Raw genomic sequence first — 21,601 nt, forward strand, 5'->3', positions numbered from 1 at the left:
CGTCGAGCGCCCGGCTCTTCATACGAGGCCCGGCACAAGGGCGTTCACCAGGGTGGTGATCTTTACGATCCCGTGGCGGTACGACGTGACCGCCCGCCTCGTTCCCGGGTCCGTACCGGCCGCCTATCTTGAGGCCATGACCAGCACCCCGCAGGAGAACCCGGGCGAACCGAACCCGCTGCGCGCCCTCACCCTCGACCGGCTGCGACGTCGTACCAGCATGAAATGGCGCACCTACCCGCAGGACGTACTCCCGGTGTGGGTGGCCGAGATGGACGTGCCGCTCGCCCGAGCGGTGGTCCGCGCGGTGACCGACGCGATGGAACTCGGCGACACCGGCTACCCCGCGGGCACCGCCTACGCCGAGGCGCTCGCCGCGTTCGCCGCGAAACGCTGGGGCTGGGACGGGCTGGACGTGTCCCGCACCGCGATCGTCCCCGACGTGATGCTCGGGGTCGTCGAAATGCTCAGGCTGGTGACCGGGCCCGGCGACCCCGTCGTCGTCAACTCACCGGTGTACCCGCCGTTCTACCAGTTCGTCGGGAACCTGGACCGGAGGGTCGTGGAGGCCCCGCTCGGCGCCGACGGGCGTCTCGACCTCGGCGTCCTCGAGGACACCTTCCGCGGACTCGGCGGCGCCCGCGCCGCCCATCTGCTGTGCAGCCCGCACAACCCGACCGGCACCGTGCACACCGCCGGGGAGCTCACCGCCGTGACGGCCCTCGCCGAGCGGTACGGGGTGCGGGTCGTCGCCGACGAGATCCACGCCCCGCTGACCGCGCCCGGCGTCGGCTTCGTGCCGTACCTGAGCGTGCCGGGCGCGGAGCGCGGGCTGTCGCTGATGTCGGCGTCCAAGGCCTGGAACCTCGCCGGACTCAAGGCCGCCGTCGCCGTCGCCGGACCCGGGGCCGCCGCCGACCTCGCCCGGCTGCCGGAGGAGGTGAGCCACGGCCCGAGCCATGTCGGCGTCCTCGCCCACACGGCGGCGCTGACCGACGGCACCGCCTGGCTGGACGCGCTGCTCGCCGGCCTCGACGAGAACCGGCGGCTCCTCGCCGGCCTGCTCGACCGCCACCTGCCGGGCATCGGGTACCGGCCCTCCGAGGCGACCTACCTCGCCTGGCTCGACTGCCGCGCCCTCGGTCTCGGCGACGACCCGGCAGAGGTGTTCCTGGAGCGCGGCCGGGTCGCCGTCAACTCCGGGATCCCGTTCGGGACGGGCGGCGCCGGACACGTCCGGTTCAACCTGGCCACCTCGCCCGAGGTGATCACGGAGGCGGTACGGCGCATGGCGACGGCACTGGGCTGAGCCACCCCGGCCGGCCCGCCCGGACAGCCGGGGCCGCCTACACTTCCGGCATGGACGACACCTCCGGGACGGCGCTCGACCGGCTCGGCGCCGGCAAGTACCTGCTGATCACCAGCTACCGCAAGGACGGCACCCCCGTCCCGACCCCGGTGTGGGTGGTGCGGGACGGGGACGGCCTCGGCGTCTGGACGACCACCGACAGCTGGAAGGTCAAGCGCATCCGCCGCCGCGCCGACGTCCAGGTCGGCCCCTGCGACCTGCGCGGGCGCCCGACCGGTGAGCCGCTCCCGGCCACCGCCGAGATCGCCGACGCGGCCACCACCGCCCGCTACCGCGCCCTCATCGCCCGCAAGTACGGCGTCACCGGCCGCCTCACGCTCCTCGGCAGCAGGCTGCGGCGCGGCCTGGACGGCACCGTCGGCATCCGGGTGACGCTGACGCCCTGAGGAGGCCGCCGCCTCCCCAGGGCGAACGTGCCTACGGGGCGTCCAGCACCGTGCCGTTGAGCGCGAGCCCGTCCGGCAGCGGCCGGCCGTCGTCGCCGGTCTGCCGGAAACTCACCGACTCGGCCGGCTCCCCGACCCGGTCCCGGACGGTGGGCACGGCCACGTCCAGGGCCGTCTTCCCGGCGGGCACGTCCAGCCACAGATACAGGCCGTCCACCTTCGACAGCGGCCGCTCCGGGTCCGGTCGCGCCCCGGAGACCCCGGCCAGCCAGGCCGGGTCGACGTCCTTGGTGGACAGCTCCGCGCCGCCGTCGACCGGTACCGGCACGAACAGCGCGCCGATGTCCGTGTCGGCGGCCTCCGACAGCGAGATCCGCCACTTCAGGGCCGCGCCCTCGGTCACCCGGTCCGCGAGCGGGGTCACGGTGACCTTCGGCGCCGGGTCGTCGTCGTGCACGGTCACCCCGCCCCGGTAGGAGCCCACCACCGCCCCGTGCACCGCCTTGACCAGCACGTCGTGCGGCACGTCGAGGCCGTACCGGGTGTTGCCGGTCACCCGCACCGGCACGTCGACGTCATGGCCGCCGGGCCGCACGGTGACCAGACGGTCCTCGGCGGTGCCGGTCGCCGGGTCGACGACGTACACCCGGACCTGGCCGCTGCCCCGGCCGGACACCCGCACCGGGACCCGGTAGGTCCGTGCCCCGGAGTCGCCCTCGTCGACCGTGAGCCGGCCGACGTCCACGCGCGGCAGCTCGGCCGCCCGGACCGCCGGGGTGCCGGGCCGCCAGCCCCAGGCGTCCATCAGCCAGGCCTGACCGGACGCCGAACGCGGCGTCAGTTCGAGGGAGTCGACGGACCGCAGGTCCAGCCGGGCGCCGCGGGCGCCGGTCAGCGGCAGGCGCACCTCGCGCGCCCAGTAGGACGCGGTGCGGTCGCTGCCGGGCAGCCCGTCGACCGTGACCCGGCCCAGCCTCGCCCGCCGCCCGTGGCCGTCGGTGACGGACACGTCGAGCTGCGTGCCCCGGGAGTTCGGCGGCACGAAGACCCGCAGCGCGAGTGCCTTGGCACCGAGCAGGGAGACCGGCCGGGCCGGCCGCACCCGCGCCGGAGCACCGGCGGCCGTCCAGCGCAGCGCGATCGCGTGCCGTCCGGACTCGCGTGCCGTCTGCCACTGCGCGAAGTGCGGTGAGGCCCCCCGGGCCCCCTGGCCCAGGCAGGCCGCCGCCGGGTCGGGGTCGACCGCCGAGCACAGCCGGCCGCCGGTCACGGTCACCCCGCCGTCCGGCAGGAACCCGGCGCCGCGGTTCGCGCCGACCGCGTGACTGAGCACCCGCGCCGGATCCGCCGACGGCGCCCGCCGCCCCGAACCGTCCAGCAGCGGACGCACCCTGTCGTCCCCGGCGACGAACAGCCGGGCCGCGGCGGCGATGTAGGCCGATCCGGCGCGGTGCTGGCGGTCGGCGGTCAGCCGGGTCGCCGTACCGGGGGAGCACACCGGGTCCCGGTGGTCCGGGTCGTCGTAGAAGTCGTCCTCCGCGGGTGCCTGCGCCTGCCCCGGCGTCCACTCCGTGTTGAAGAAGTTGTGGTCGGCGCCGATCACGTACACCGCGCTGTGCAGGGCCCGCCCGGTGCTGACGGCGCGTGTGCCGTCGACGTACACCTCGCCCTGGAGGTCGGAGACGTCGCCGTCACAGCCCGGCAGGATCGTGAGCGAGGGCACGTCCGGTACCGGGTTCTGGCCGAAGACGGTCGGACCGATCAGCACGGTCCCGCTGATGTGCCAGCGCACCGCGCCGTGGTAGCCGTCCTGTGCGGCAGGCGGCGGGTAGAGGCTGTCCAGCGCGGCCCGGTTCACCCCCTCGCCGCCCCGCGAGTGACCCACCAGCAGCACCCGGGAGAGGTCGGCGCGGGGTGCCTCGCGTACGATCCGCGGTGCCTGCCGGGGGTGCCGCGCCCAGTCCGCCCAGTGCGCCAGGTGCAGTCGCACCAAGGACGAACGGGCCTGGGCGCCGCCGTCCTCGGCCTGCCAGTCCTGGCCGTTGATCCCGTTCGCCGAGACGGACACGGTCACATAGCCCTGGGAGGCCAGCAGCCGCTGGTCGCGGAGGTAACCCCGGTGGCTGGGGATCGGGAGCGTGCCGGCCGGGCACGGCCAGGCGCCCGAGACGCCGTCGGCGCCGCCGTGCGGGGTGTAACAGGTGGCGTGCCGGCCGTGCAGGAACAGCGCGAGCGGACGGGCGCCGGGTGCCCCGGCCGGTGCGACCACCACGGCGCGCATCTCGACCGGCACGGAGAATCCGGGCAGCCGCACCGACGTGAGCCGGTACGAGCCGCTGACCGTGCGATAGGGGCCGGGTCTGCCAGGATCCACCGGGCCCGCGGGCAGCGGTGCGGGGAGCGGGGCCGCCCCCGCCCCGGGTGCGGCGGTGGCCTGGTGACGGTCCAGCCGCCGTCCGCCGGACCACACTTGAAGACCTCTCAGCGCGCCGGCTCGCGTGCCCGCCAGCCCCAGCCGGAAGGTGCGGCCGTCCCGTTCCGGCTTCGGCACCCCCAACAGGCGCCCGTCAGCACGGAACTCCACCCGCGCGTCCCCCATGGGCACCCGGCTGCCCGACCGCCACACCAGCTCGGGCGCCGACCGCCCGTCGTCGAGGCGCCAGCCCGGTGGCAGCTGTCCGCCGGACACCGCTGTGGCCGGGGCCTGTTCGGCGTGCGCGGTGGTGCCGGACACTCCTCCCGCGAGCGCGAGCACCGTCGCCACGGTGACCCATATTCGCCCGGTACGGACCAATGTTCCCCTCCTCGAAAGGCGAGCACGCCCACCCCGGCCGTCCCGGGAGGCCCTCGCGTCCCGGAGGACGGAGCCGGCAGTCTGTGGGTTGCCTGTGAGGAAGGGGGGATCGGGTCAACGGGGCGAAGGGAGGGGGCCGTCCGCCCCGGCCGTCAGCTCCAGGCGCGGTACGGCTCGTCGAGGAGCTGGAAGACCGGCTCGCCCCGTACCGGGTCCTTGGCGGTGGAGAGCCGCACCCGGTCGCCGCTGTGGATGCCGATCGGCGGGCCCATGACCCGGCCGCGTACGACGAAGCCCTCGGCCATCTCGATGAGGGAGACGTTGCGCGCGGCGGGCGTGTTGCGGTGCACCACCGTCGAGTGGCGGACCGTGCCCACCCCTTCGCTGCGCTCCGCGCGCAGGTCGCTGCCCTGGCACACCGGACACAGCAGGCGGTGGTACATCGCGGTGCCGCACCAGGTGCAGCGCTGGAAGGTGATGGCGTCCTTGGGGTGGTCCGCGGGCCTGGGGTCGAGAACGCTCGTCGCGAATCCGACCGCCGACTGTGCGGCGCTCGCCGAGTGGTGGTACACGCTGGTCAACTCCCTGCGCTCGCCCGGAATCCGGAATCGCGCACCGGGCCCGGCCGGGCGCGCGTGTGCCCGGTTCGCCGTGCCACCGTGCACGCCGACAGAGTATGGCACTCAGTGCCAGTCGTAAAGGTACTGGGTGCCCTGAAATTGAGCGTGCCGATCGGCCACGCCGGGCGCGGCGGTGCCTCCGTCAGGCGCGGCCGAACGCGGTCTCGATCTCCTGCACCACCCGCCACAGCGGGGCGTCCCGCCGGGAGACCAGTACGACGACGTCCTCCGGGTGCTCCGCGGTCCCGCCGAACAGCGCGGCCGACGGCGCCCCGCCGGGAGCGACGAGGGCTTGCCGGGGGCCGTCCGGGGGCTCCTCCCGGATCCCGCCCTGCTCGGTGCCGAACGCGGCCTGCACATAGCCGAGGGCGTGGTCGACCGCCTCGCCCGCGTCGCCCTGTCCGTCCGAACGCAGCCATGAGCGGAGCGCGTTGTTGTGCGCCGCGACCACCGCCGCCGCCACCACGTCCGCGCGCAGCGTCCCGTCCGGCCGGCCGGCGTAGCGGCCGCGCAGGTACGCGGCGAGCGCCCGCTCGTAGCGCCACACCACCGACAGCTCGTACGCGCGCAGCCCCGGGACCTGCCTGGTGAGCCGGTAGCGCTGGACGGAGAAGGTGGGATTCTCGGCGTACATCCGCAGGACCAGCCGGGCCGCGTCGCACACCCGTCGTACCGGCTCGGCCCCCGGGTCGCTCGCCGCCAGGAAGGCGGTCATGTCGGCCAGGCACCCCTCGTGGTCGGGGAAGACCACGTCCTCCTTGGACGGGAAGTAACGGAAGAACGAGCGGCGCCCGACCCCGGCGAGGGCGACGATGTCGTCCACGGTCGTCTGCTCGTAGCCGCGCTCCAGGAAGAGCCGGAAGGCCGCCGCGACCAGGGCGTCCCGCATGGGCGGCTTGGCGGGCGGTGCCGCACTGCTGGAGCTCATGGACGCGAACGTAGCATTCCGGCCGCCCTCATGGCACTCAGTGCACGCCATACGGGGAACTGAGTGCACTGCGGCCCCGCTCTCCCGGTCGGGCTGAACCGGTGGGCCGCTCTCCCCGTATGTGTTCTCGGGGATCGCGGACACCCGTGCGCACGGGACACGGGACGTGGAAGGAGAGCAGTGTGTCGACACCGCCCGACCCTGAACAGCCGCACCGCGGACCGGTACTGGAACCGGTACGGGTGCTGCGCCCGCGCCGGCTCGACGCCCTCGCGGAGCTGATGCGGGAGATCCGCGAGGAGGCGGAGGCCGACGAGAAGGAGAGGACGGCCAAGGGCGCCCGGGGCCCGGCGGACTTCGAGGCGTTCGACTCCGCGCGTGCGCCCGGCGGCGGCACGGAGGACGAGACCCAGGAACTGCCGCCCGTCACCGACGGCCCGCGCACCGGGTACGGCGCCCGCGGCCGAGGACACGGCCGGGTCGGCGGCCCGTCCCGCGCCTTCGGCTTCGGACCGGGACTGCGCCGGGCCGCCGTGGTGGTCGCGGTCAGCGCGGCCGCCCTGGTCGGCTTCGGCAGCGCGCTCCTGCTGCCCGGCCGGGAGGGCACCGCGGCCGCCGCCCAGCCGTCCGAGTCCGCCGGCACGGCACCGGCGAGCACCCCGCCGGCCTCGGACTCCACCGACGACCCCGACGGCGCCGGCACCCTCCGCCGGGGTGACACCGGCCCCGAGGTCGTCGAACTGGAGCAGCGCCTGCTGCGCATCCCGGACGTCTACCGCGACGGCTCCACCGGCGGGACCTACGACGCCGCCCTCACCGCCGCCGTGGAGCGCTTCCAGATCTGGTACGGCATCAGCGGCGACGAACGCGGCGTCTACGGCGACGACACCCGGCAGGCCCTTGAGTCCCGCACGACCCTCACCACCACCGACGGCTGACCCGCCGGCCGGCCCGTGGTCACTCCTCGTCCTCCAGCGGCACCCGGATGTCCAGCACGCACACGTCGTCGCGTCGTTCGCCGACCAGCATCGCGTCGAGCAACGCGGCCAGGGAGTCGGGTTCGGCGGCGCGGACGGCCTCGGCCAGCCGGTTCAGGCCCGCGTCGATGTCCTCGCCGGGCCGTTCCACCAGGCCGTCGGTGTACATCAGCAGCCGGTCGCCGGGCTCCAGCCGGAACTCCGCGGACCCGTAGGACGGTTCGGCGTGGGCCCCGAGGAGCATGCCCTCCGGACGGTCGAGCCGGCGCACCTCGCCGTCGCGCACCAGCAGGGGCGGCAGGTGACCCGCCTGGGCCCAGACGAGACGGTGTTCGGCCGGTTCGTAACGGGCGAGGATCAGGGTCGCGGTGGACTGGCTGTCCCGGGAGTGCAGGAGCAGGAAGTTCAGGCGGGCCAGCGCACCGGTCAGCGAGGAGCCGGTGGACACCATGCCCTTGGCCGTGAACCGGAGCTGGGCCATGGTCGCGACCGCGTCCACGCCGTGCCCCGCCACGTCGCCGACCACGAACAGCGCCGCGTCGCCGGGCAGTTCGACGGCGCTGAACCAGTCGCCGCCGACATGGACCCCGGCCTGCGCGGGCAGGTAGGCGACCTCGACACGCAGTCCGCACAGCCGCACCGGCTCGCTGGGCAGCGGCAGCAGGGCGTGCTGGAGCCGGGTCGCCAGCGCGCGTTCGGCGTCGAGGACACCGCGCTGCACGAGGATCGCCCGTTCGCTGTCCACCAGGGCGAGTTCGGCGCTGCGCTGTGCGGTGAGGTCCTGCACGAAGCCGTGCACCTCGACGACCGTACCGTCCGGCGCGTTCACCGTCTCGGCGACGGCCCGCAGATGCCGGACGGCGTTCCCGGACCTGACCCGGAACGGCACGTCCAGCCGGCGGCCGGTACGGGCGAGTTCGGCGACGCCCCGGGCCAGCGTGTGCGCGTCCTCGGGCAGCACCAGGTCGGGCAGCAGGTCCAGCGGGACCGCTCCGCGCCCCGGGTCGCGGCCCAGGATCGTGTACACCTGCGAGGACCAGGTGACCTGACGGGTGACCAGGTTCCAGTTCGCCCAGCCGAGGTTGCCCAGCCGCTGCATGTCCGCAAGCCGCTGTTCCTGGCGCTCCTCGGGGTCGTGCCGCAGCCAGCTCACCAGCAGGCCCTCGCCCAGGCGTGCGGCCCGCACCGAGTAGGTGGCGGTCAGTGGCACCCCGGCGACGATCTCCTCGTAGACGAACGGCTCACCCTCGTACGGCTCCCCGCCGAGCGCCTTCAGGTACCCCTGCCACAGGGACTCGCCGGCGACCGAGGGATAGCTCTCCAGGATGTGCGCGCCGATCATCTCGTGGCCGGTGCGGCCGAGGATGTCCACGGCGTCCGGCGTGGCCGCGTCGATGCGGTAGTCCTCCACCGTCCCGCCGGGGGAACGGAGCGGGGTCAGCAGGACCACCGCCCCGGGCAGCGCGTCCAGCACGCTCTGGACCGCCCCGGAGAACCCCGAGGGGACCGGCGCGGCGGGCGCGTCCAGGGTGCTGAGCCGCCCGGCGCACAGCCGGGCGACGGCCGTCAGCAGCTCGCGGTCGGCGGGCTGGAAGGCGCTCCGGTCCCGGCGGAGCACACCGAGGGCCGCCTCGGTCCCGCCGCCCGCCGTCATCGGCAGCCAGGCCCGGGACCGCCAGCGCCCGTGCGGCTCGCCGATGAGCTGGTAGTGCCGCCGGTCCTCGGTGAAGTGCTCCAGCCAGAGCGGTTCACCCGCCTTGATCGCCTCCAGCGGGGCGATCCCGCTCAGCGGGGGCACCAGCCGCCACTGGTCGGCGAGGGCCGCGTCGATGCCCGCGTCGGCGACGAGTTCGAGTCCGTTCCCCGGCAGCCGCCGGTACAGCAGCACCGCGTCGGCGCCGAGCCGGGGCGCCAGGTGTTCGAGGAGTGTCCCGGCCAGTTCCCGCGGGGAGGTGACGCGCACCAGGGCCCTGCCGAGCCGGCCGAGGATCTCGGCGACCTCGGGCACGGCCAGGGACGTCCGCTCACCCGCCGGGTCGGGCGGTTCCGCGCCGGGGGCCGTGGCGGGCGGCGTACCGGGCATCAGGGCGCCGAGGGTGAGCCAGCACTCCTCCAGCAGGGTCCGGTGGCCGGCCTCGGCCCGCCTCACCAGCGCCTCGTGCGCGGCGTCGGGGGTGCAGCCCGTGGTGGCCATCAGCGCCCCCTTGGCCCGCTCCACCACGGCGGAGGTGGCCACCGAGTCCCGTAGCCGGTCCAGCTCGGCGCGTTGCCGCGACACCACCTTGGCCAGCGCTGCCGCCTGGGCGGCGGAGCCGGTGTCCACAGCGGAAACGTGCTCGCTCGTCACGGGTCGAGCATGGCACAGGAAGGCGCTTCCGATCACACCCGTGCGGGATCTGTGAAGCCGCTGCGGAGCCCCGGACCGGCAGGGTCAGCGGCCGGTGCTGTGTCCGACCAGTGCCTCGGTGACCACGCGGACGCTGCGCGCGATGTGCTGGAGCTGCATGACCTCGGCCGCGTACAGCTTGATCGTGTGCTCGATGACCGACTCGGGCAGGCCCAGCAGCGGCAGTTCGGCCCGCGCCGTCTGGAGCGCCGTGCGCGCCACCCGGACCTCGTGCTGGACCTGGATCTGCGCGTGCCGGGCGAGCAGCACGGGGTGCCGGATCAGCGCCGGGTAGCTGGCGTAGCGGGCCGGTACCAGTTCCCGCAGCCACTTGGCCGCGGAGCGCTCCCAGTCGTAGCTGCCCGGCGCCTTGACCTGGCAGGGCCAGTCGGGGCTGATGCGCGTGGTCGTCGTCAGAGTCATGATCATCGCTTCCGGGTGTGCGGCGTCGTGGGGGTGGTCGACGGATGTCTCGGCGGCTCCGGCCTAGGGGATGACCGGAGCCGCCGCGGGCGAATCGCGCAGGCGATGCCCGTTCGAACACCCCGGGCGCCGACGCGGGTAGGAGACGGCGGCTGGGGGTGTCCGTGCGAGGGCCCCGGGAACCGGCCGCCGGCACTGCGGGTGGTGCTGCGTGCGCATGGGCGGTCCGTCGGCTTTCTCGGGGCGGGGGCGGGCGGTGCGTCCTCGGTGCGGAACGTGCCCGGGAGGTGCCGGGGTGATCCGTGAGCAGTATTTATATATGCGATCCGCTTTGCAAGACGTATGAAAACATTCATGCGCGAAATGCCGTGAATAGTCCCCCTGGTGTGTCATGTGACGGGAAAGGGGGAGACGTCCGGTTCCGCTCAGTCCTTGAGGAAGAACTGGTGCTCCTCGGCGACCTGTTCGTACTCCTCCAGGCGCGCCTGGGTGCGCTCGGGATCCGCGTCGGTCATGGCCTGGAGCAGTGCCGCGGCCATCAGACCGGGCGCCGCGTAGGTGTCGAACACCAGGCGGGAGCCGATACCGGTGCTGAAGGTGACGTCGGCCTCGTCGGCCAGCGCCCCCAGCGCCAGGTCGGTCACCAGGGCCACCCGCAGCCCCGCGGTGCGGGCCACCCGGATCGCGGTCAGCGTCTCCTGCGCGTGCCGCGGCATGCCGAACGCCAGCACCCAGGTGCCGCCCGCCTCGCGCGACTGCAACAGCGCGTCGTAGGCCACGCTGCCGCCCCGGGTCACCAGCCGTACGTCGGGGTGGATACGGCGGGCGGCGTACGCGAAGTACTCCGCCAGCGAGACGGAGATGCGCAGGCCGAGCACGGTCAGCGGGGACGACTGCGACAGCTCGCGGCCGATCCAGATCACCCGGTCCGGGTCGGCGAAGTCCCGGCGCAGGTTCTCCAGGTTCTCGATCTCGGCGTCCACGGCCGCCTGGAGCTCGTTGCTGCGGTGCTCGGTGGTGGGTCCCGTGCCGCCCGCCAGGGTGCGCAGCGCGATCGACTGGAGCCGCTCGCGCAGCGCGGGATAGCCGTTGAACCCGACCGCGCCCGCGAACCGGGTCACCGACGGCTGGCTGACCCCGGCCCGCTCGGCGAGATCCGTGATCGACAGGAACGCCGCCTCGGTGATGTGGTCGATCAGGTACTGGGCGATGCGCCGCTGCCCGGGGGAGAGCCGGGGGCCGTCGAACAGCTCGCGGAGCTGGGAGGTGGGTGCGGCCTCCGCCTCCGGCACGGTCTTGCCCGAGGTGATCGCGGATGCCTGAGCGCGTGCCTGCTGCGGCGATGGCACCGAAGCGCCTCCTTTGTCTCCCACGAGGACTCAACATAGCTCACGGCCCGTGGTGACCAGGGGTTGTGCGCCGTACCGAACCGCCCCGCCGGCGAACGCGCGCGGTGCGCGCACGGCACCGGTGCGCGCGATCACCGCCGGTAGACGGTGATCGAATGGCCGACCTCGTCGACCGCCCTGCTGCTTCTGATCAACTCGGCCAGCCGGCCTCGCGCCTTGGCGACCCACGAGTCCGACACGACCAGCAGCCCGTGCACCTCGCCCTGCGGCACCTTGCGGGGGTCGGAGGCGTGGATGCCGTAGTACGCCGGGACACCGCTGCCCTTGTAGACCAGCCAGACGCGCTGTCCCGGATAGCGGTCCCGCAGCCGGTCGGCGAGCCTGCCCAGGTCCTGGCCCCAGTCCACGTTGGAGTCGTGCAGCCGCAGGTGCGTCCGCGCCGGACCGCCGAACGCCTCGTTGGAGTACGGCAGATAGAACGGGAACGTGCGCAGCGAACTCACCGCGACGAACAGCACCAGCGCCCCGGCCGCCGGCCGCGACCAGCGCCACCGCACCGCGAGCACCGAGGCTCCGGCCACCGCCAGGAACATCGGCACGAACAGCGCGTACCGCGTGCCGAAGTCCCGTGATCCGGTCATCGCCGAGGCGAGCAGCACGGCCGGCGGCAGCAGCAGGTACGGCGCGGCCGGCCGCAGCCGCCGTACCGCCACCACCGCGACGGCACCGGCCGCCCACAGCGCCAGCATGCCGAGCGGCGTCTTCACCAGCAGGGCGGCCGGCAGGTAGTACCAGCGGGAGCCCGTGTAGAGGTGCCCGAACAGGAAGCCCTGCCACGGCAGGTCCTCCAGGGCGAACTGCACCCGCATCCCGGCCCGGTAGGCCTCCGGGAAGGGCATCAGGCCGACCAGGGCGCCCCGCAGGCCGTGCACCGCCGGCACGGGTGCGGCGGGCACGAAGCGCAGCCGGGGATCGACCGCCAGATAGGAGAGCCACACCACGGCGACCGCCGTCACCGCCATGACCGCCCCGGCCGCGACGGCGCGCCGCGCACGGCCCGCGCGCGGGCCCCACACCGAGAGCACCGCCAGTGCCATCAGCACCGGGATGGCGGGCAGCGCGCTCATCTTCGTCGCCACCGACGCGCCCAGCGCGGCCCCGGCGAGCGGCAGGTACAGCCGGGGCCGGCGGCGCGCCCGCCACACCAGCCAGGCCGACGTCAGCACGAACCCGGTCGCCGGCACGTCCAGCGTGGCCAGCGAGCCGTGCGCGATCAGGTCGGGGGAGAAGCAGTACAGCGCGAGGGCCAGCAGCCCGGCCGCCGTACCGAGGAGCTCGCCCGCGAAGGCGAACACCACCAGCGCGAACAGCAGCGTCAGCGCGATCACCGGCAGCCGGGCCCACAGCATGACCCGCCAGGGGTCGTTGCCCGACGAGTACAGCAGGTGCCGGCCCACCTGCCCCTGGTCGCCCCGGTAGGAGGGGTCGTAGTGCGGGCCGGCGACCGCGATGCCCGCCATGATGACGAGCTTGCCGAGCGGCGGGTGCTCGGGGTTGTAGCGCAGCCGGTGCTCGTGCAGGTAGTCGGCGGCCGTGGCCACGTAGACCGGCTCGTCCACGGTGGGCGTCTGCTCGACGGCGGTGGTCACCATCGCCACCGCCATCTGGGTGAGCAGCAGCACCACCAGGACCGGCACCAGCCACCGGCGGCGGGCGCGCAGGGCGGCGGTCAGCCGGGCCGCGGGGGCGGGCCGTGGGGCGCGCCCGGAACCGGCCGGGCCGACCCGGACACCGGGGACGTCGGGTTCGAGGACCGACTGCTGTTCGCTTGCCATCATCCGCCCCGCGGGGACGCCGGGCCCACGGTGCCGGGAGCGATCTTGGGCGGTCATGGCCCTACTGTCGCACCGCTCCCGCCACCGGGCGCGTCACCGCTTCACGAGTCGTACCGACAGACCCTCTGCCGTGTACACGGGTACGGCCCGCAGCGCGGTGGAGTTCAGCTCCACCTTGTCGAACTGGCCGCGCAGCCGCGGTGCGTCCAGGACGGCGAGGGTGCTGCCCGCGGCCGGCGGGTGCTCGGTGCCCAGGTTCAGGGTGAGCGTGGTGCCCCTGCCGAGGACGGCCAGGTGCTTCACCGCCAGCGGCGCCTTGCGGCCCTTCGTCAGGGTGACCTCCAGGGCGCCCGCGTCCTGCGTGTACGTGCCGCGCACGAACAGCTCCCCGGCGACCCGCAGGGTGCCGGCCGAGACCCGGACGTCACCGCGGCCGAGCGCGTCCTCGGAGGCGGCGACCAGCGTGCCGCCCGCCAGCACGGTGCCGCCCCGGTAGCGGTTGCCGCCGCTCAGGGTCAGCGTGCCGGTGCCCTTCTTGGTCAGACCGCCGTGGCCGTCGATGTCGTTGCGCCAGCTGTCGGCCGCCGCGAAGCCGCCCGCCGCCGCGTCCAGGGTGACCGTGACGTCGGAGTCGAAGGCGCCGTACCCGTCCGCCGCCGCGAACAGGTTCAGGCGGCCCCACTGCTCCGGGCCGTCCAGCAGTACGTACCCGGAGGGCAGACCGGTGGTCCGCAGCACCTCGCGGCGCTGGTCGGCGCTGAGGTACGGCTGGCGGGTCTCCAGCAGCACCTCGGCGCCCTTGGGCACGGTGAGCGGCAGGTCGCGGCCCTCCCGGCGCAGGACGTACGTCAGCCGGGGGGTGAGCGCGCGCTCGTTCGCCTCGCGGTCGGCGTACGGGTCGGTGGCGGCGCCGGCCGAGTGCGCGTAGGCGTACAGGGTGTCCGCGGTGGCGCCGGTCCGCGCCTCGAAGTAGGCGAGGGCCTGGGCGCGGGCCGCCTTCTTCAGGTCGGCGTTGGCCGGGTCGGCGAGGGTGGCTGCGGCCAGCGCGGTGGCCATCACCCGGCCGCCGAGCACGTCGACCGTGTTGTGCATGCCCGCGACGATGCGGGTGTCGCTCAGCTCCAGGGCACGGGTCACCAGCTCCTGGAAGCGCTCCGGCACCGCGTACGCGTAGGCCAGGCCGGCCAGGTGGAAGGCGTTGGTGTGGCCCGACGGGAAACCGCCGTCGTCGGTGGGGGAGGTGCCGCGCTGGCGCAGCAGCTGCGGGGCGACGACCACGTCGGACTCGTAGACCGGGAAGCCGAAGGCGTCGGTCCTCCCGGTGTCGACGACCTCGCTGTCCTCGTTCATCCGCCAGGGACGCGGGTACTGGTAGGCGTACTTGGACGGGTTGCCTGAGGCGTAGTTGCCGCGCACCGTGTCCACCAGTTCGGCCACCTTGCCGAGCGCCGAGTCGTGCGAGCCCGCGCCGAGCGCCGAGCCCGCCGGGGCGTCGGCCGGCACGGCGTCGCTGACCGTGGTGGCGGGCGTGGTGTCCGGCGCGCTGGTGATCGAGGTGACCGCGAGGGAGCCGGCCTTGTACAGGTCGGCGAGCGGGCCGAGGCCGGCGATCATCGCGTAGCTCTGGTGCTGGCGGTCGTAGAGGAACGCCGTCTTCGCCTCGGCGGCGGTGCGCCGGGTGGTGACGCGGGCGCAGTACCGCATGTTGGCGCGCAGGATGTCGGCCCGCAGCACGCTGCCGGTGTTCCAGGCCGAACCGGTCTTCCAGATCCGCGCGAAGCCGCCGAGGATGCGGACCACCGCGTTGGTGTCGGCGGTGAGGTTGGTGCTGATGTTCGTCTTGTAGTCGTCGACGAACGCGAGGGCGGTCGCGGCCTTGGCGTCGGCGGCGGCGAGCCAGCTGACGAGGGTCGGGGCGGCCACCATGCCCGCCGACGCGCCGAGCGAGGTCTTCAGGAATCCCCGTCGGCCGACGGCGAGTCCACGGGCCGGAGAAGGGGAGTGGTGCCCGGCAGGTGACGGCATGGAGGTGCCTCTCTTGAGTTCTACTGGGAGTTCACGAACGGATCGGTGCGCTCCACGCGCGCGTGTGCGGGTGCGCGCGGGAGAAGAGCTGACCGAGCGAAGTTCTAGGACCGGCCCGTGTCCCGGCGGTCATGGTCCGACGACCGCCACATGGCCCGGAGTTGAACGGCAGCCCGGTGGTTCACAGGAAGCAGCGCCGGGACCTGGGTGTTCGCGGTGCCGAACGGCTTGTGGTCCGCGCCCGCGGTGCCGAACGGTCCGTGGTCCGCGCCCGCGGAGCCGAACGGTCCGTGGTCCGCGCCCGCGGTGCCGAACGGCCCGTGGTCCGCGCCCGCGGAGCCGAACGGGCCGCGGCCGGCGTCGTCACAGGACGGCACGCGCGAGGGCCACCGCGCCCGCCACGGGCGGACTGCGCAGCGGCTGCGGCCGGGCGCCGGGCACGGCCTCGGCGAGCGCGGCGGCGAAGGCGTCGTACAGCCGCGGCTGGGAGAGGATCGTGCCGCCCGCCACCACCACGTCGTCCACGGCGAGACCGCGGGCGGCGAGCCGGGCCACCAGGGCGGCCAGCGCGCGGCCGCCGTCGGCTATCACGTCCCGGGCGATCCGCGAGCCCGCGTCGGCCGCCGCGAACAGCACCGGCGCGTGCCGGCCCCACTGGGCCGAGACGTCGGTGGCGCTCTCCAGGGCGGCGCCCAGCGCGGGTACCTCGGCCACCTCGAAGGCGGCGACCAGGCCGGCCGCGAGGGCGTCGGGTGCCTCGCCGCGGTCGTGCGCGGCCCAGGCGGCGCGGGCGGCCTCCCGGACGAGTCCGGCGGCGCCGCCCTCGTCGCCGAGCACCGCGCCCCAGCCGCCGACCTGCACGGGGCTGCCGTCCGCGAGGCGGCCGACGGCCACCGAGCCGGTGCCGGCGACCAGGCCGACGCCCTTGTCCAGGCCGGCGGCGGGGACAAGGAGCTCGGCGTCGCCCACCACCCGGACCGGCACGCCGAGCGACGCGCCCAGCGCGGCGGCTATCCCGGCGCACTGGCGGGGCGTCTCACAGGCGTGCCCGCCGACCGCCAGGGCGGCGGGGCGGGCGTCCGCGGGCAGGGCCTCACGGACCAGCGCGGTGAGCCAGCGGGCGGCGGCGTCCGTGTCGTGCGGCCGCCAGCCGCTGCTCGGGCGGACATGGTCGGCGACCTGCTCGGCGCCGGCGAGCGCGCGGAGGTGGGTCTTGGTGCCGCCCACGTCGATACCGACCAGGAGCGGGGAGGAAGGAAGGTCCTGCACGGATCCTCTTTCGTCGTCTGGGCGCAGGGCGCCGGAGATGACGGCGCCCAGGGCCCGGCCGACGGATCCGGCCGCAGACGCGGGGTGTGGCACGCGCCGCTCACCGGCGCTGACAGCCGCCGCTGAGTTCCTGCGACCTGATCCGCCGGCCGGGCCCCAGGTCCTGTCGTCACGTTCCCGTCGTCGCCCGGCGGGCGGCCCTGCGGCGTCGGATGCGTGATCTTGGGGTCTCCCGGCCGGAGGCTGGGAGAGTGCACGGCGTCGCGGGGCAGGCGGGAATCCGACGGCAGGGGGTACCTGCGACGGCGGGCGAACCGCGCCTGGCCGGACAGGAGTTGAGCGAATCGGGAAGCCCCGGGACGGGCTTCTTGCGGAGCACGGCAGACGAGTACCGTGTACTTCGTTAGGAAGTTAACTAACGAAGTACAGTGCGTCAAGAGTTGTCGCGCTCTCGATCGACGGGCCGCTGTCGAGGACAGAACCGCGCGGCACGAGGGCACCGCATCGCCGCGTCCCGCGACATCCGGGAGCGCGGCCCCTGACCCATGGGGGAACTGTGGAACACGTCGTGGCTGAAGCCCCCCGTCTCACCGAGAGCGCCGGAGCCGTGTTCGCCGTGCTGGCCCAGGCCGGCAGCGCCACCAGGCCGCAGCTGGCGAGTCTCGCGGGCCTGTCCAAACCGACGGTCTCCGCCGCCGTCGCGGAACTGGAGGGGGCGCGGCTGGCCACCCACTCCGGCACCGCCTCCAGCGGCACCGGCCGCTCCGCCGCCGTGTACGGCCTCGGTCCCGCCTCCGGCTCGGTGCTCGCCGTCGACCTCGGCCCGGCCCGCACCCGGGTGCGCGGCTGCGCCCTGGACGGCACCCTGCTGGCCGAGGCCAGCACACCGCGGGCCCGGGCCGCCGACGCGGTCCGCGAGGCGCTGGACGCGCTGCCGCCCGGCGCGCCGCTGCGGGCCATCGTGGTCGCCGTCGGTGACGTCACCGAGCCCGACCGGACGAGCGGCGCCATGCGCCCGGCCACCGCCAAGGCGGGGCCCGTCTTCGACGCGGTCTCCGTCGCGCTGCCGCCGGGCGTCCCCGTCCACCTGGAGAACAACGTGAACTGCGCGGCCCTCGCCGAACTCCACGAGGGGGCCGCGCGGGGCCGCCGCACCTTCGGCTATCTGCGGATCGGCGTCGGTATCGGCCTCGGCATCGTCATCGGCGGCCAGGTGCTGCGCGGCGCCAACGGGGCCGCCGGTGAGCTCGCCCGGCTGCCGTACCCCTGGGACGACGACCGGGAGCCCCGCCAGGAGGCCCTGGAGGCCTACGTGGGCTCGGGGGCCCTGCTGCGCCGGGCCGCCCAGGCCTGGGGGGCCTCCGACGGCCCCCGTCCGCGCACCGCCGACCGGCTCTTCGCGCTGGCCGCCCAGGGCCGGGAGCCCGCCCGTGCCCTCGTCGCCCGGCACGCCGCCGACGTGGGACGGCTGGCCGCCGCCGTGACCGCCGTGCTGGACCCGGGGCTGCTCGTGCTGGGCGGCAGCACGGGCGCCGATCCGCAGCTGCTGCCCGGCGTGCGGGCCGAGCTGGAGCGGCTGAGCTGGCCCACCGAGGTGGTGAGCAGCCAGATCGGCGATCTCGGTACCGTGGTGGGTGCCGCCCGGCTCGCCGTGGCGCAAGGAGTCCAAAACGTGACCGAAGGCGCGCAGGTGAAGGATTGACGGCCTCCGAGTTGGTCTGCCAATGTCCGGACAAGCGCTTTCTAAGTCGGTCGGGACGCCGGCTTGGGGTGAGCCTCCCAGCCCGTACACGACGTACGGCAACCGCACGAGGGCGTGCCCGTGCGGTGACGGCCAGGACGGCCGGGGATCTCGCCCCGCGTGGACGATGCGGCCGGGCGAGGCCGCACCCCCGGAAAGTGACTTTTCCTTCAAAATGCACCCGTGCCGCCTCAGCCGGCGCCGTGCTCCGTCCCTCCGAAGAAATGGGATCGAAGATGACCACTGTGGGTGTGCGGCGCTCCCGCCGACTCGGCCGCGGCGGTGTGCGCCGCCTGGTTCCCCTCGCTGCCGTGGCCTCGGCCGGCGCCCTGCTGCTCTCCGCCTGCGGCGGGGGCTCCGACTCGGGCGGCAGCTCCAAGTCGCTGACGTTCTGGATCTCCACGGTCCCGGGCCAGGACGCGGGCTGGAAGAAGCTGGTGGCGCAGTACAAGAAGGAAACGGGCGTCAACGTCAAGCTCGTCAACATTCCGTACGACGGCTACACGACGAAGCTGCACAACGCCGCGCAGGCGAACTCCCTGCCCGACGTCGCCGACGTGCCGGCCCTGGACCCGATCTGGTCGAACAAGCTGGTCGACCTCAGCTCCATCGCCAACAACAAGAGCTACAACATCAACGGCAACTTCCTCGCCAAGGACTCGTCCGGCAAGGTGCTGTCCATCCCCTCGGACGTCACCGCGTCCGGCCTGTTCATCAACAAGACGCTGTTCAAGAAGGCCGGCGTCGCCGTCCCGGCCACCCCCAAGGACACCTGGACCTGGACCGAGTTCATCGCGGCGGCCAACAAGGTCCGCGAGAAGACCGGCGCCAAGTACTCCCTGACCTTCGACCAGTCGCCGTCCCGGCTGCGCGCCATGGTGTACGAGATGGGCGGCAAGTACGTCCACGCGGACTCCTCCGGCAAGTTCTCGGTGGACGACGCGACCAAGAAGGCCGTGAACACCTTCGTCGGCTGGAACGACGACAAGGTCATGCCGAAGTCGGTGTGGACCAGCGGCGCCGACCCGTCCGCCATGTTCCAGAGCGGTGACGTGGTCGCCTACTGGTCCGGCGTGTGGCAGGTCGCCTCGTTCGCGGACAGCATCAAGAAGTTCGACTGGGCGAGCGTCCCGACCCCGGCCCAGCCGGTGCAGGCCAGTGACGTCAACAGCGGCGGCATGATGGTCGGCTTCAACAACAACGGCGCCGCCGCCACCGCCGCGAAGAAGTTCATGTCCTGGGTGTACGACCCGAAGCAGTACACCGAGCTGGTCGAGACCTCCGGGTTCCTCCCGGTCGAGAGCGGCCTCAGCCCGAAGTACCCCTTCACCTCCGCCGCGGCGCAGGCGGCCTTCAAGCTGTACAACGAGGAGATCCCGCTCTACGCCCCGATCTCCGGCTACTTCAACAACGCGCAGACCGCGTGGGTGCTGAAGGGCAAGAGCCTCACCACCGACCCGACCAAGACGGAGCTCGGCAAGGCGATCAACGGCCAGCAGTCGGCCGACAAGGCCCTCCAGAACATCGTGGACGGCTACAACCAGCAGGTCGGCGGCTGATCACCGGCCTGAGGGCCGGGGCGGCGGGGTCGAGACGCCGCCGCCCCGCCCTGGCCGCCCACACGGTCCCGGGCTCATGGCGTGAGCCCGCCGCAATCCATCCCCACAGCACGGAGTCAGGAAGATGACCAAACGCGCCTCGGACGTGTCCGGGAGCCCGCCCAGGCGACGCCGCAACAAGTACACCTTGGCGCCGCTCGTCCTCATCGCGGCCAACGTCGTGCTCTTCGCACTGTTCTTCGTGTGGCCGGCGGTGATCGGGCTCGTCTACTCCTTCACGAACTACACGGGTGTGGGGGCGTTCCAGTTCGTCGGACTGGACAACTACACGAACCTGTTCGGGGACTCCACCTTCTACGACGCGCTGACACGGACGCTGCTGTACACCGTGCTGGTCGTGCCGCTGAACTTCGTGCTCTCGCTCCTCATCGCCAACCTGGTGGTGAGCAAGCAGGCCAAGGGCGCGTCGATCGCCCGTGTCGTCTTCTTCATCCCGTGGCTCATCTCGCCCATCGTCGTCGGCGTCCTGTGGCGGTGGCTGTTCGGCGAGAACTTCGGACTGATCAACTACGTCATAGAGAAGCTCGGCGGACACGCGATCGCCTGGCAGTCGAACGCGGACCTGTCGCTGGGCGTGGTCGTGATGGCGGGCGCCTGGTGGGGGACGGCCTTCTCGATGCTGCTGTTCATCGCGGCGATCAAGAACGTGCCGACCTCGTACTACGAGGCCGCCTCGCTGGACGGCGCCGGCCCCTGGCGCCAGTTCATCAGCATCACGCTGCCGAGCATCGCGCCGACGTCCTTCATCGTCATCCTGCTCAACACGATCAACGCGATGAAGGAGTACCCGCTGTTCGTCTCCCTCAACAACGGCGGACCGGGTACGTCGAACAACCTGCTCGTCCAGTACATCTACGAGACCGGATTCAACCGGGGCCAGATCGGCTACGCGAGCGCCGCGTCGTTCGTGCTCATGCTCATCCTGATGGCCGTCGCGATCATCCAGCTGATCGCCAACCGGCGGATGGAGAACCGATGACCACCACAGACACGCCGCGTCCGGTCGATGCCGGATCCGTGAAGGCCCTCTCCAAGAAGCGGTCCCGCGGCGGGCGCGAGGGCGGGCTGCGGCGCGCGGTACCCGCGACGACACTGCTGTGGATCCTGGCCGCCCTCTACGGGCTGCCGGTGGCGTGGTTCGTCCTCAGCTCCTTCAAGCCGGCCGGGGACCTCTTCTCCCTGCCGCTCACGGTGATCCCGCACAACCCCACCCTGTCGGGTTACAAGGCGGCCTGGGACAGCGCCAACTTCTCCCAGTACTTCATCAACACGGCCATCGTGTGCGTGATCACGACGATCCTCACGGTGGGCGTCAGCTGCTGCACCGGGTACGCGCTGGCCAAGTACGACAACAAGTGGCTCAAGGCCTTCTTCATCTGCATCCTGGCCACCACGATGCTGCCGTCCGAGGTCATGCTCGCCCCGGAGTTCCTGGTGGTCCGTGACCTCGGCCTCTACAACTCGTTCGGCGGCATCATCCTCCCGGCCGTGCTCACGGCGACCGGCTGCTTCATGTTCCGCCAGTTCTTCCTGACGGTCCCCGACGAACTCGTCGAGGCCGCCCGCATCGACGGCGCTCGTGAACTGTCGATCTTCCTGCGGATCATGGTGCCGATCTCCCGGCCGATCATGCTGACCCTCGCCATCCTGTCCTTCCAGTGGCGGTGGAACGACTACATCTGGCCGCTGCTGATGCTCAACGACCCCAACAAGTTCACCGTGCAGATCGGCATCCAGAGCCTCGTCGGGGCGCAGAACATCAACTGGTCGGTGCTGCTGGGCGGATCGGTCATCTCCATGATCCCGCTGATCCTCGTCTTCCTGGTGTTCCAGCGGTACGTCATGAGCGCCGACATCAACGCCGGACTGAAGGACTGACC

17 protein-coding genes are annotated in these 21,601 nt (G+C 73.3%); 7 read left to right on the top strand and 10 right to left on the bottom strand.

All coding sequences use genetic code 11. From position 1 onward, the window contains the following. The first annotated feature begins 136 nt into the window (after positions 1–136). Both AAW13_RS25355 and AAW13_RS25360 read left to right on the top strand, forming a co-directional pair. Positions 137–1,309: a MalY/PatB family protein gene (locus AAW13_RS25355; protein ID WP_046733393.1), complete on the top strand. Its 1,173-nt coding sequence runs from the start codon at positions 137–139 to the stop codon at positions 1,307–1,309. 50 nt (positions 1,310–1,359) lie between these two features. Beyond that, entirely contained in the window at positions 1,360–1,755 is a 396-nt protein-coding gene (locus tag AAW13_RS25360) for a PPOX class F420-dependent oxidoreductase (protein ID WP_046733392.1), read from the top strand. A gap of 31 nt (positions 1,756–1,786) precedes the next feature. On the opposite strand, the gene AAW13_RS25365 is transcribed toward AAW13_RS25360, so the two are convergent. The 3 genes from AAW13_RS25365 to AAW13_RS25375 form a co-directional block, all read right to left on the bottom strand. Next, entirely contained in the window at positions 1,787–4,549 is a 2,763-nt protein-coding gene (locus AAW13_RS25365; RefSeq protein WP_046733391.1) for an alpha/beta hydrolase, read from the bottom strand. A 152-nt stretch (positions 4,550–4,701) separates the two neighbouring features. Continuing rightward, the gene (locus tag AAW13_RS25370; RefSeq protein ID WP_046733390.1) at positions 4,702–5,121 is read right to left on the bottom strand and encodes a Zn-ribbon domain-containing OB-fold protein; all 420 of its coding nucleotides are present in this window, start codon (positions 5,119–5,121) and stop codon (positions 4,702–4,704) included. Positions 5,122–5,311: 190 nt separating this feature from the next. Beyond that, positions 5,312–6,097 (bottom strand): TetR family transcriptional regulator, encoded by a 786-nt coding sequence (locus tag AAW13_RS25375; protein ID WP_046733389.1) that lies wholly within the window; start codon positions 6,095–6,097, stop codon positions 5,312–5,314. Between the two features lie 182 nt (positions 6,098–6,279). Here AAW13_RS25375 and AAW13_RS25380 point away from each other — a divergent pair, with 182 nt between their 5' ends. Then, complete coding sequence (locus AAW13_RS25380; RefSeq protein WP_046733388.1) at positions 6,280–7,035, top strand: peptidoglycan-binding protein; 756 nt, start codon at positions 6,280–6,282, stop codon at positions 7,033–7,035. A gap of 19 nt (positions 7,036–7,054) precedes the next feature. Here the strand turns inward: AAW13_RS25380 and AAW13_RS25385 are convergent, their stop codons facing one another. From AAW13_RS25385 to AAW13_RS25415, 7 genes are all read right to left on the bottom strand, one after another. Then, entirely contained in the window at positions 7,055–9,397 is a 2,343-nt protein-coding gene (locus tag AAW13_RS25385) for a SpoIIE family protein phosphatase (RefSeq protein WP_046733387.1), read from the bottom strand. Between the two features lie 108 nt (positions 9,398–9,505). Next, positions 9,506–9,889, bottom strand: coding sequence for a hypothetical protein (locus tag AAW13_RS25390; RefSeq protein ID WP_046733386.1), 384 nt, complete (start codon positions 9,887–9,889; stop codon positions 9,506–9,508). A gap of 419 nt (positions 9,890–10,308) precedes the next feature. Beyond that, complete coding sequence (locus tag AAW13_RS25395; RefSeq protein ID WP_046733385.1) at positions 10,309–11,232, bottom strand: MurR/RpiR family transcriptional regulator; 924 nt, start codon at positions 11,230–11,232, stop codon at positions 10,309–10,311. A 131-nt stretch (positions 11,233–11,363) separates the two neighbouring features. Then, positions 11,364–13,124: an ArnT family glycosyltransferase gene (locus tag AAW13_RS25400; RefSeq protein ID WP_240528733.1), complete on the bottom strand. Its 1,761-nt coding sequence runs from the start codon at positions 13,122–13,124 to the stop codon at positions 11,364–11,366. Between the two features lie 36 nt (positions 13,125–13,160). Then, positions 13,161–15,092 carry a phosphatase PAP2 family protein gene (locus tag AAW13_RS25405; RefSeq protein WP_046733383.1) on the bottom strand — a complete coding sequence of 644 codons (1,932 nt, stop codon included), beginning with the start codon at positions 15,090–15,092 and terminating at the stop codon, positions 13,161–13,163. Between the two features lie 104 nt (positions 15,093–15,196). Further along, positions 15,197–15,469, bottom strand: a complete 273-nt coding sequence (locus AAW13_RS25410; protein WP_046733382.1) for a hypothetical protein — start codon at positions 15,467–15,469, stop codon at positions 15,197–15,199. After that, a complete protein-coding gene (locus AAW13_RS25415; protein WP_046733381.1) occupies positions 15,456–16,361 on the bottom strand; it encodes a BadF/BadG/BcrA/BcrD ATPase family protein in 906 nt (301 codons plus the stop codon). The genes AAW13_RS25410 and AAW13_RS25415 overlap by 14 nt, the downstream gene beginning before the upstream one ends. Positions 16,362–16,929: 568 nt before the next feature. Here AAW13_RS25415 and AAW13_RS25420 point away from each other — a divergent pair. The 4 genes from AAW13_RS25420 to AAW13_RS25435 all read left to right on the top strand — a co-directional run bounded on the left by AAW13_RS25420 (position 16,930) and on the right by AAW13_RS25435 (position 21,599). Next, the gene (locus AAW13_RS25420) at positions 16,930–18,063 is read left to right on the top strand and encodes an ROK family transcriptional regulator (RefSeq protein ID WP_240528734.1); all 1,134 of its coding nucleotides are present in this window, start codon (positions 16,930–16,932) and stop codon (positions 18,061–18,063) included. Positions 18,064–18,338: 275 nt separating this feature from the next. Further along, positions 18,339–19,661, top strand: coding sequence for an extracellular solute-binding protein (locus AAW13_RS25425; protein WP_046733379.1), 1,323 nt, complete (start codon positions 18,339–18,341; stop codon positions 19,659–19,661). Positions 19,662–19,785: 124 nt separating this feature from the next. Then, positions 19,786–20,700: a carbohydrate ABC transporter permease gene (locus AAW13_RS25430; RefSeq protein WP_046733378.1), complete on the top strand. Its 915-nt coding sequence runs from the start codon at positions 19,786–19,788 to the stop codon at positions 20,698–20,700. After that, complete coding sequence (locus AAW13_RS25435; RefSeq protein ID WP_046733377.1) at positions 20,697–21,599, top strand: carbohydrate ABC transporter permease; 903 nt, start codon at positions 20,697–20,699, stop codon at positions 21,597–21,599. The genes AAW13_RS25430 and AAW13_RS25435 overlap by 4 nt, the downstream gene beginning before the upstream one ends. Positions 21,600–21,601: the final 2 nt, after the last annotated feature.

The sequence above is a fragment of the Streptomyces humi genome, assembly GCF_001005085.2.
In the GTDB taxonomy this organism is placed as follows: domain Bacteria; phylum Actinomycetota; class Actinomycetes; order Streptomycetales; family Streptomycetaceae; genus Streptomyces; species Streptomyces humi.

What these genes read in the sequence shown, in the direction of transcription:
- AAW13_RS25355 (WP_046733393.1), top strand. Translation starts at nt 137, where the DNA reads ATGACCAGCACCCCGCAGGAGAACCCGGGCGAACCGAACCCGCTGCGC.
- AAW13_RS25360 (WP_046733392.1), top strand. Translation starts at nt 1,360, where the DNA reads ATGGACGACACCTCCGGGACGGCGCTCGACCGGCTCGGCGCCGGCAAG.
- AAW13_RS25375 (WP_046733389.1), bottom strand. Translation starts at nt 6,097, where the DNA reads ATGAGCTCCAGCAGTGCGGCACCGCCCGCCAAGCCGCCCATGCGGGAC.
- AAW13_RS25390 (WP_046733386.1), bottom strand. Translation starts at nt 9,889, where the DNA reads ATGATCATGACTCTGACGACGACCACGCGCATCAGCCCCGACTGGCCC.
- AAW13_RS25400 (WP_240528733.1), bottom strand. Translation starts at nt 13,124, where the DNA reads ATGACCGCCCAAGATCGCTCCCGGCACCGTGGGCCCGGCGTCCCCGCG.
- AAW13_RS25405 (WP_046733383.1), bottom strand. Translation starts at nt 15,092, where the DNA reads ATGCCGTCACCTGCCGGGCACCACTCCCCTTCTCCGGCCCGTGGACTC.
- AAW13_RS25425 (WP_046733379.1), top strand. Translation starts at nt 18,339, where the DNA reads ATGACCACTGTGGGTGTGCGGCGCTCCCGCCGACTCGGCCGCGGCGGT.
- AAW13_RS25430 (WP_046733378.1), top strand. Translation starts at nt 19,786, where the DNA reads ATGACCAAACGCGCCTCGGACGTGTCCGGGAGCCCGCCCAGGCGACGC.
- AAW13_RS25435 (WP_046733377.1), top strand. Translation starts at nt 20,697, where the DNA reads ATGACCACCACAGACACGCCGCGTCCGGTCGATGCCGGATCCGTGAAG.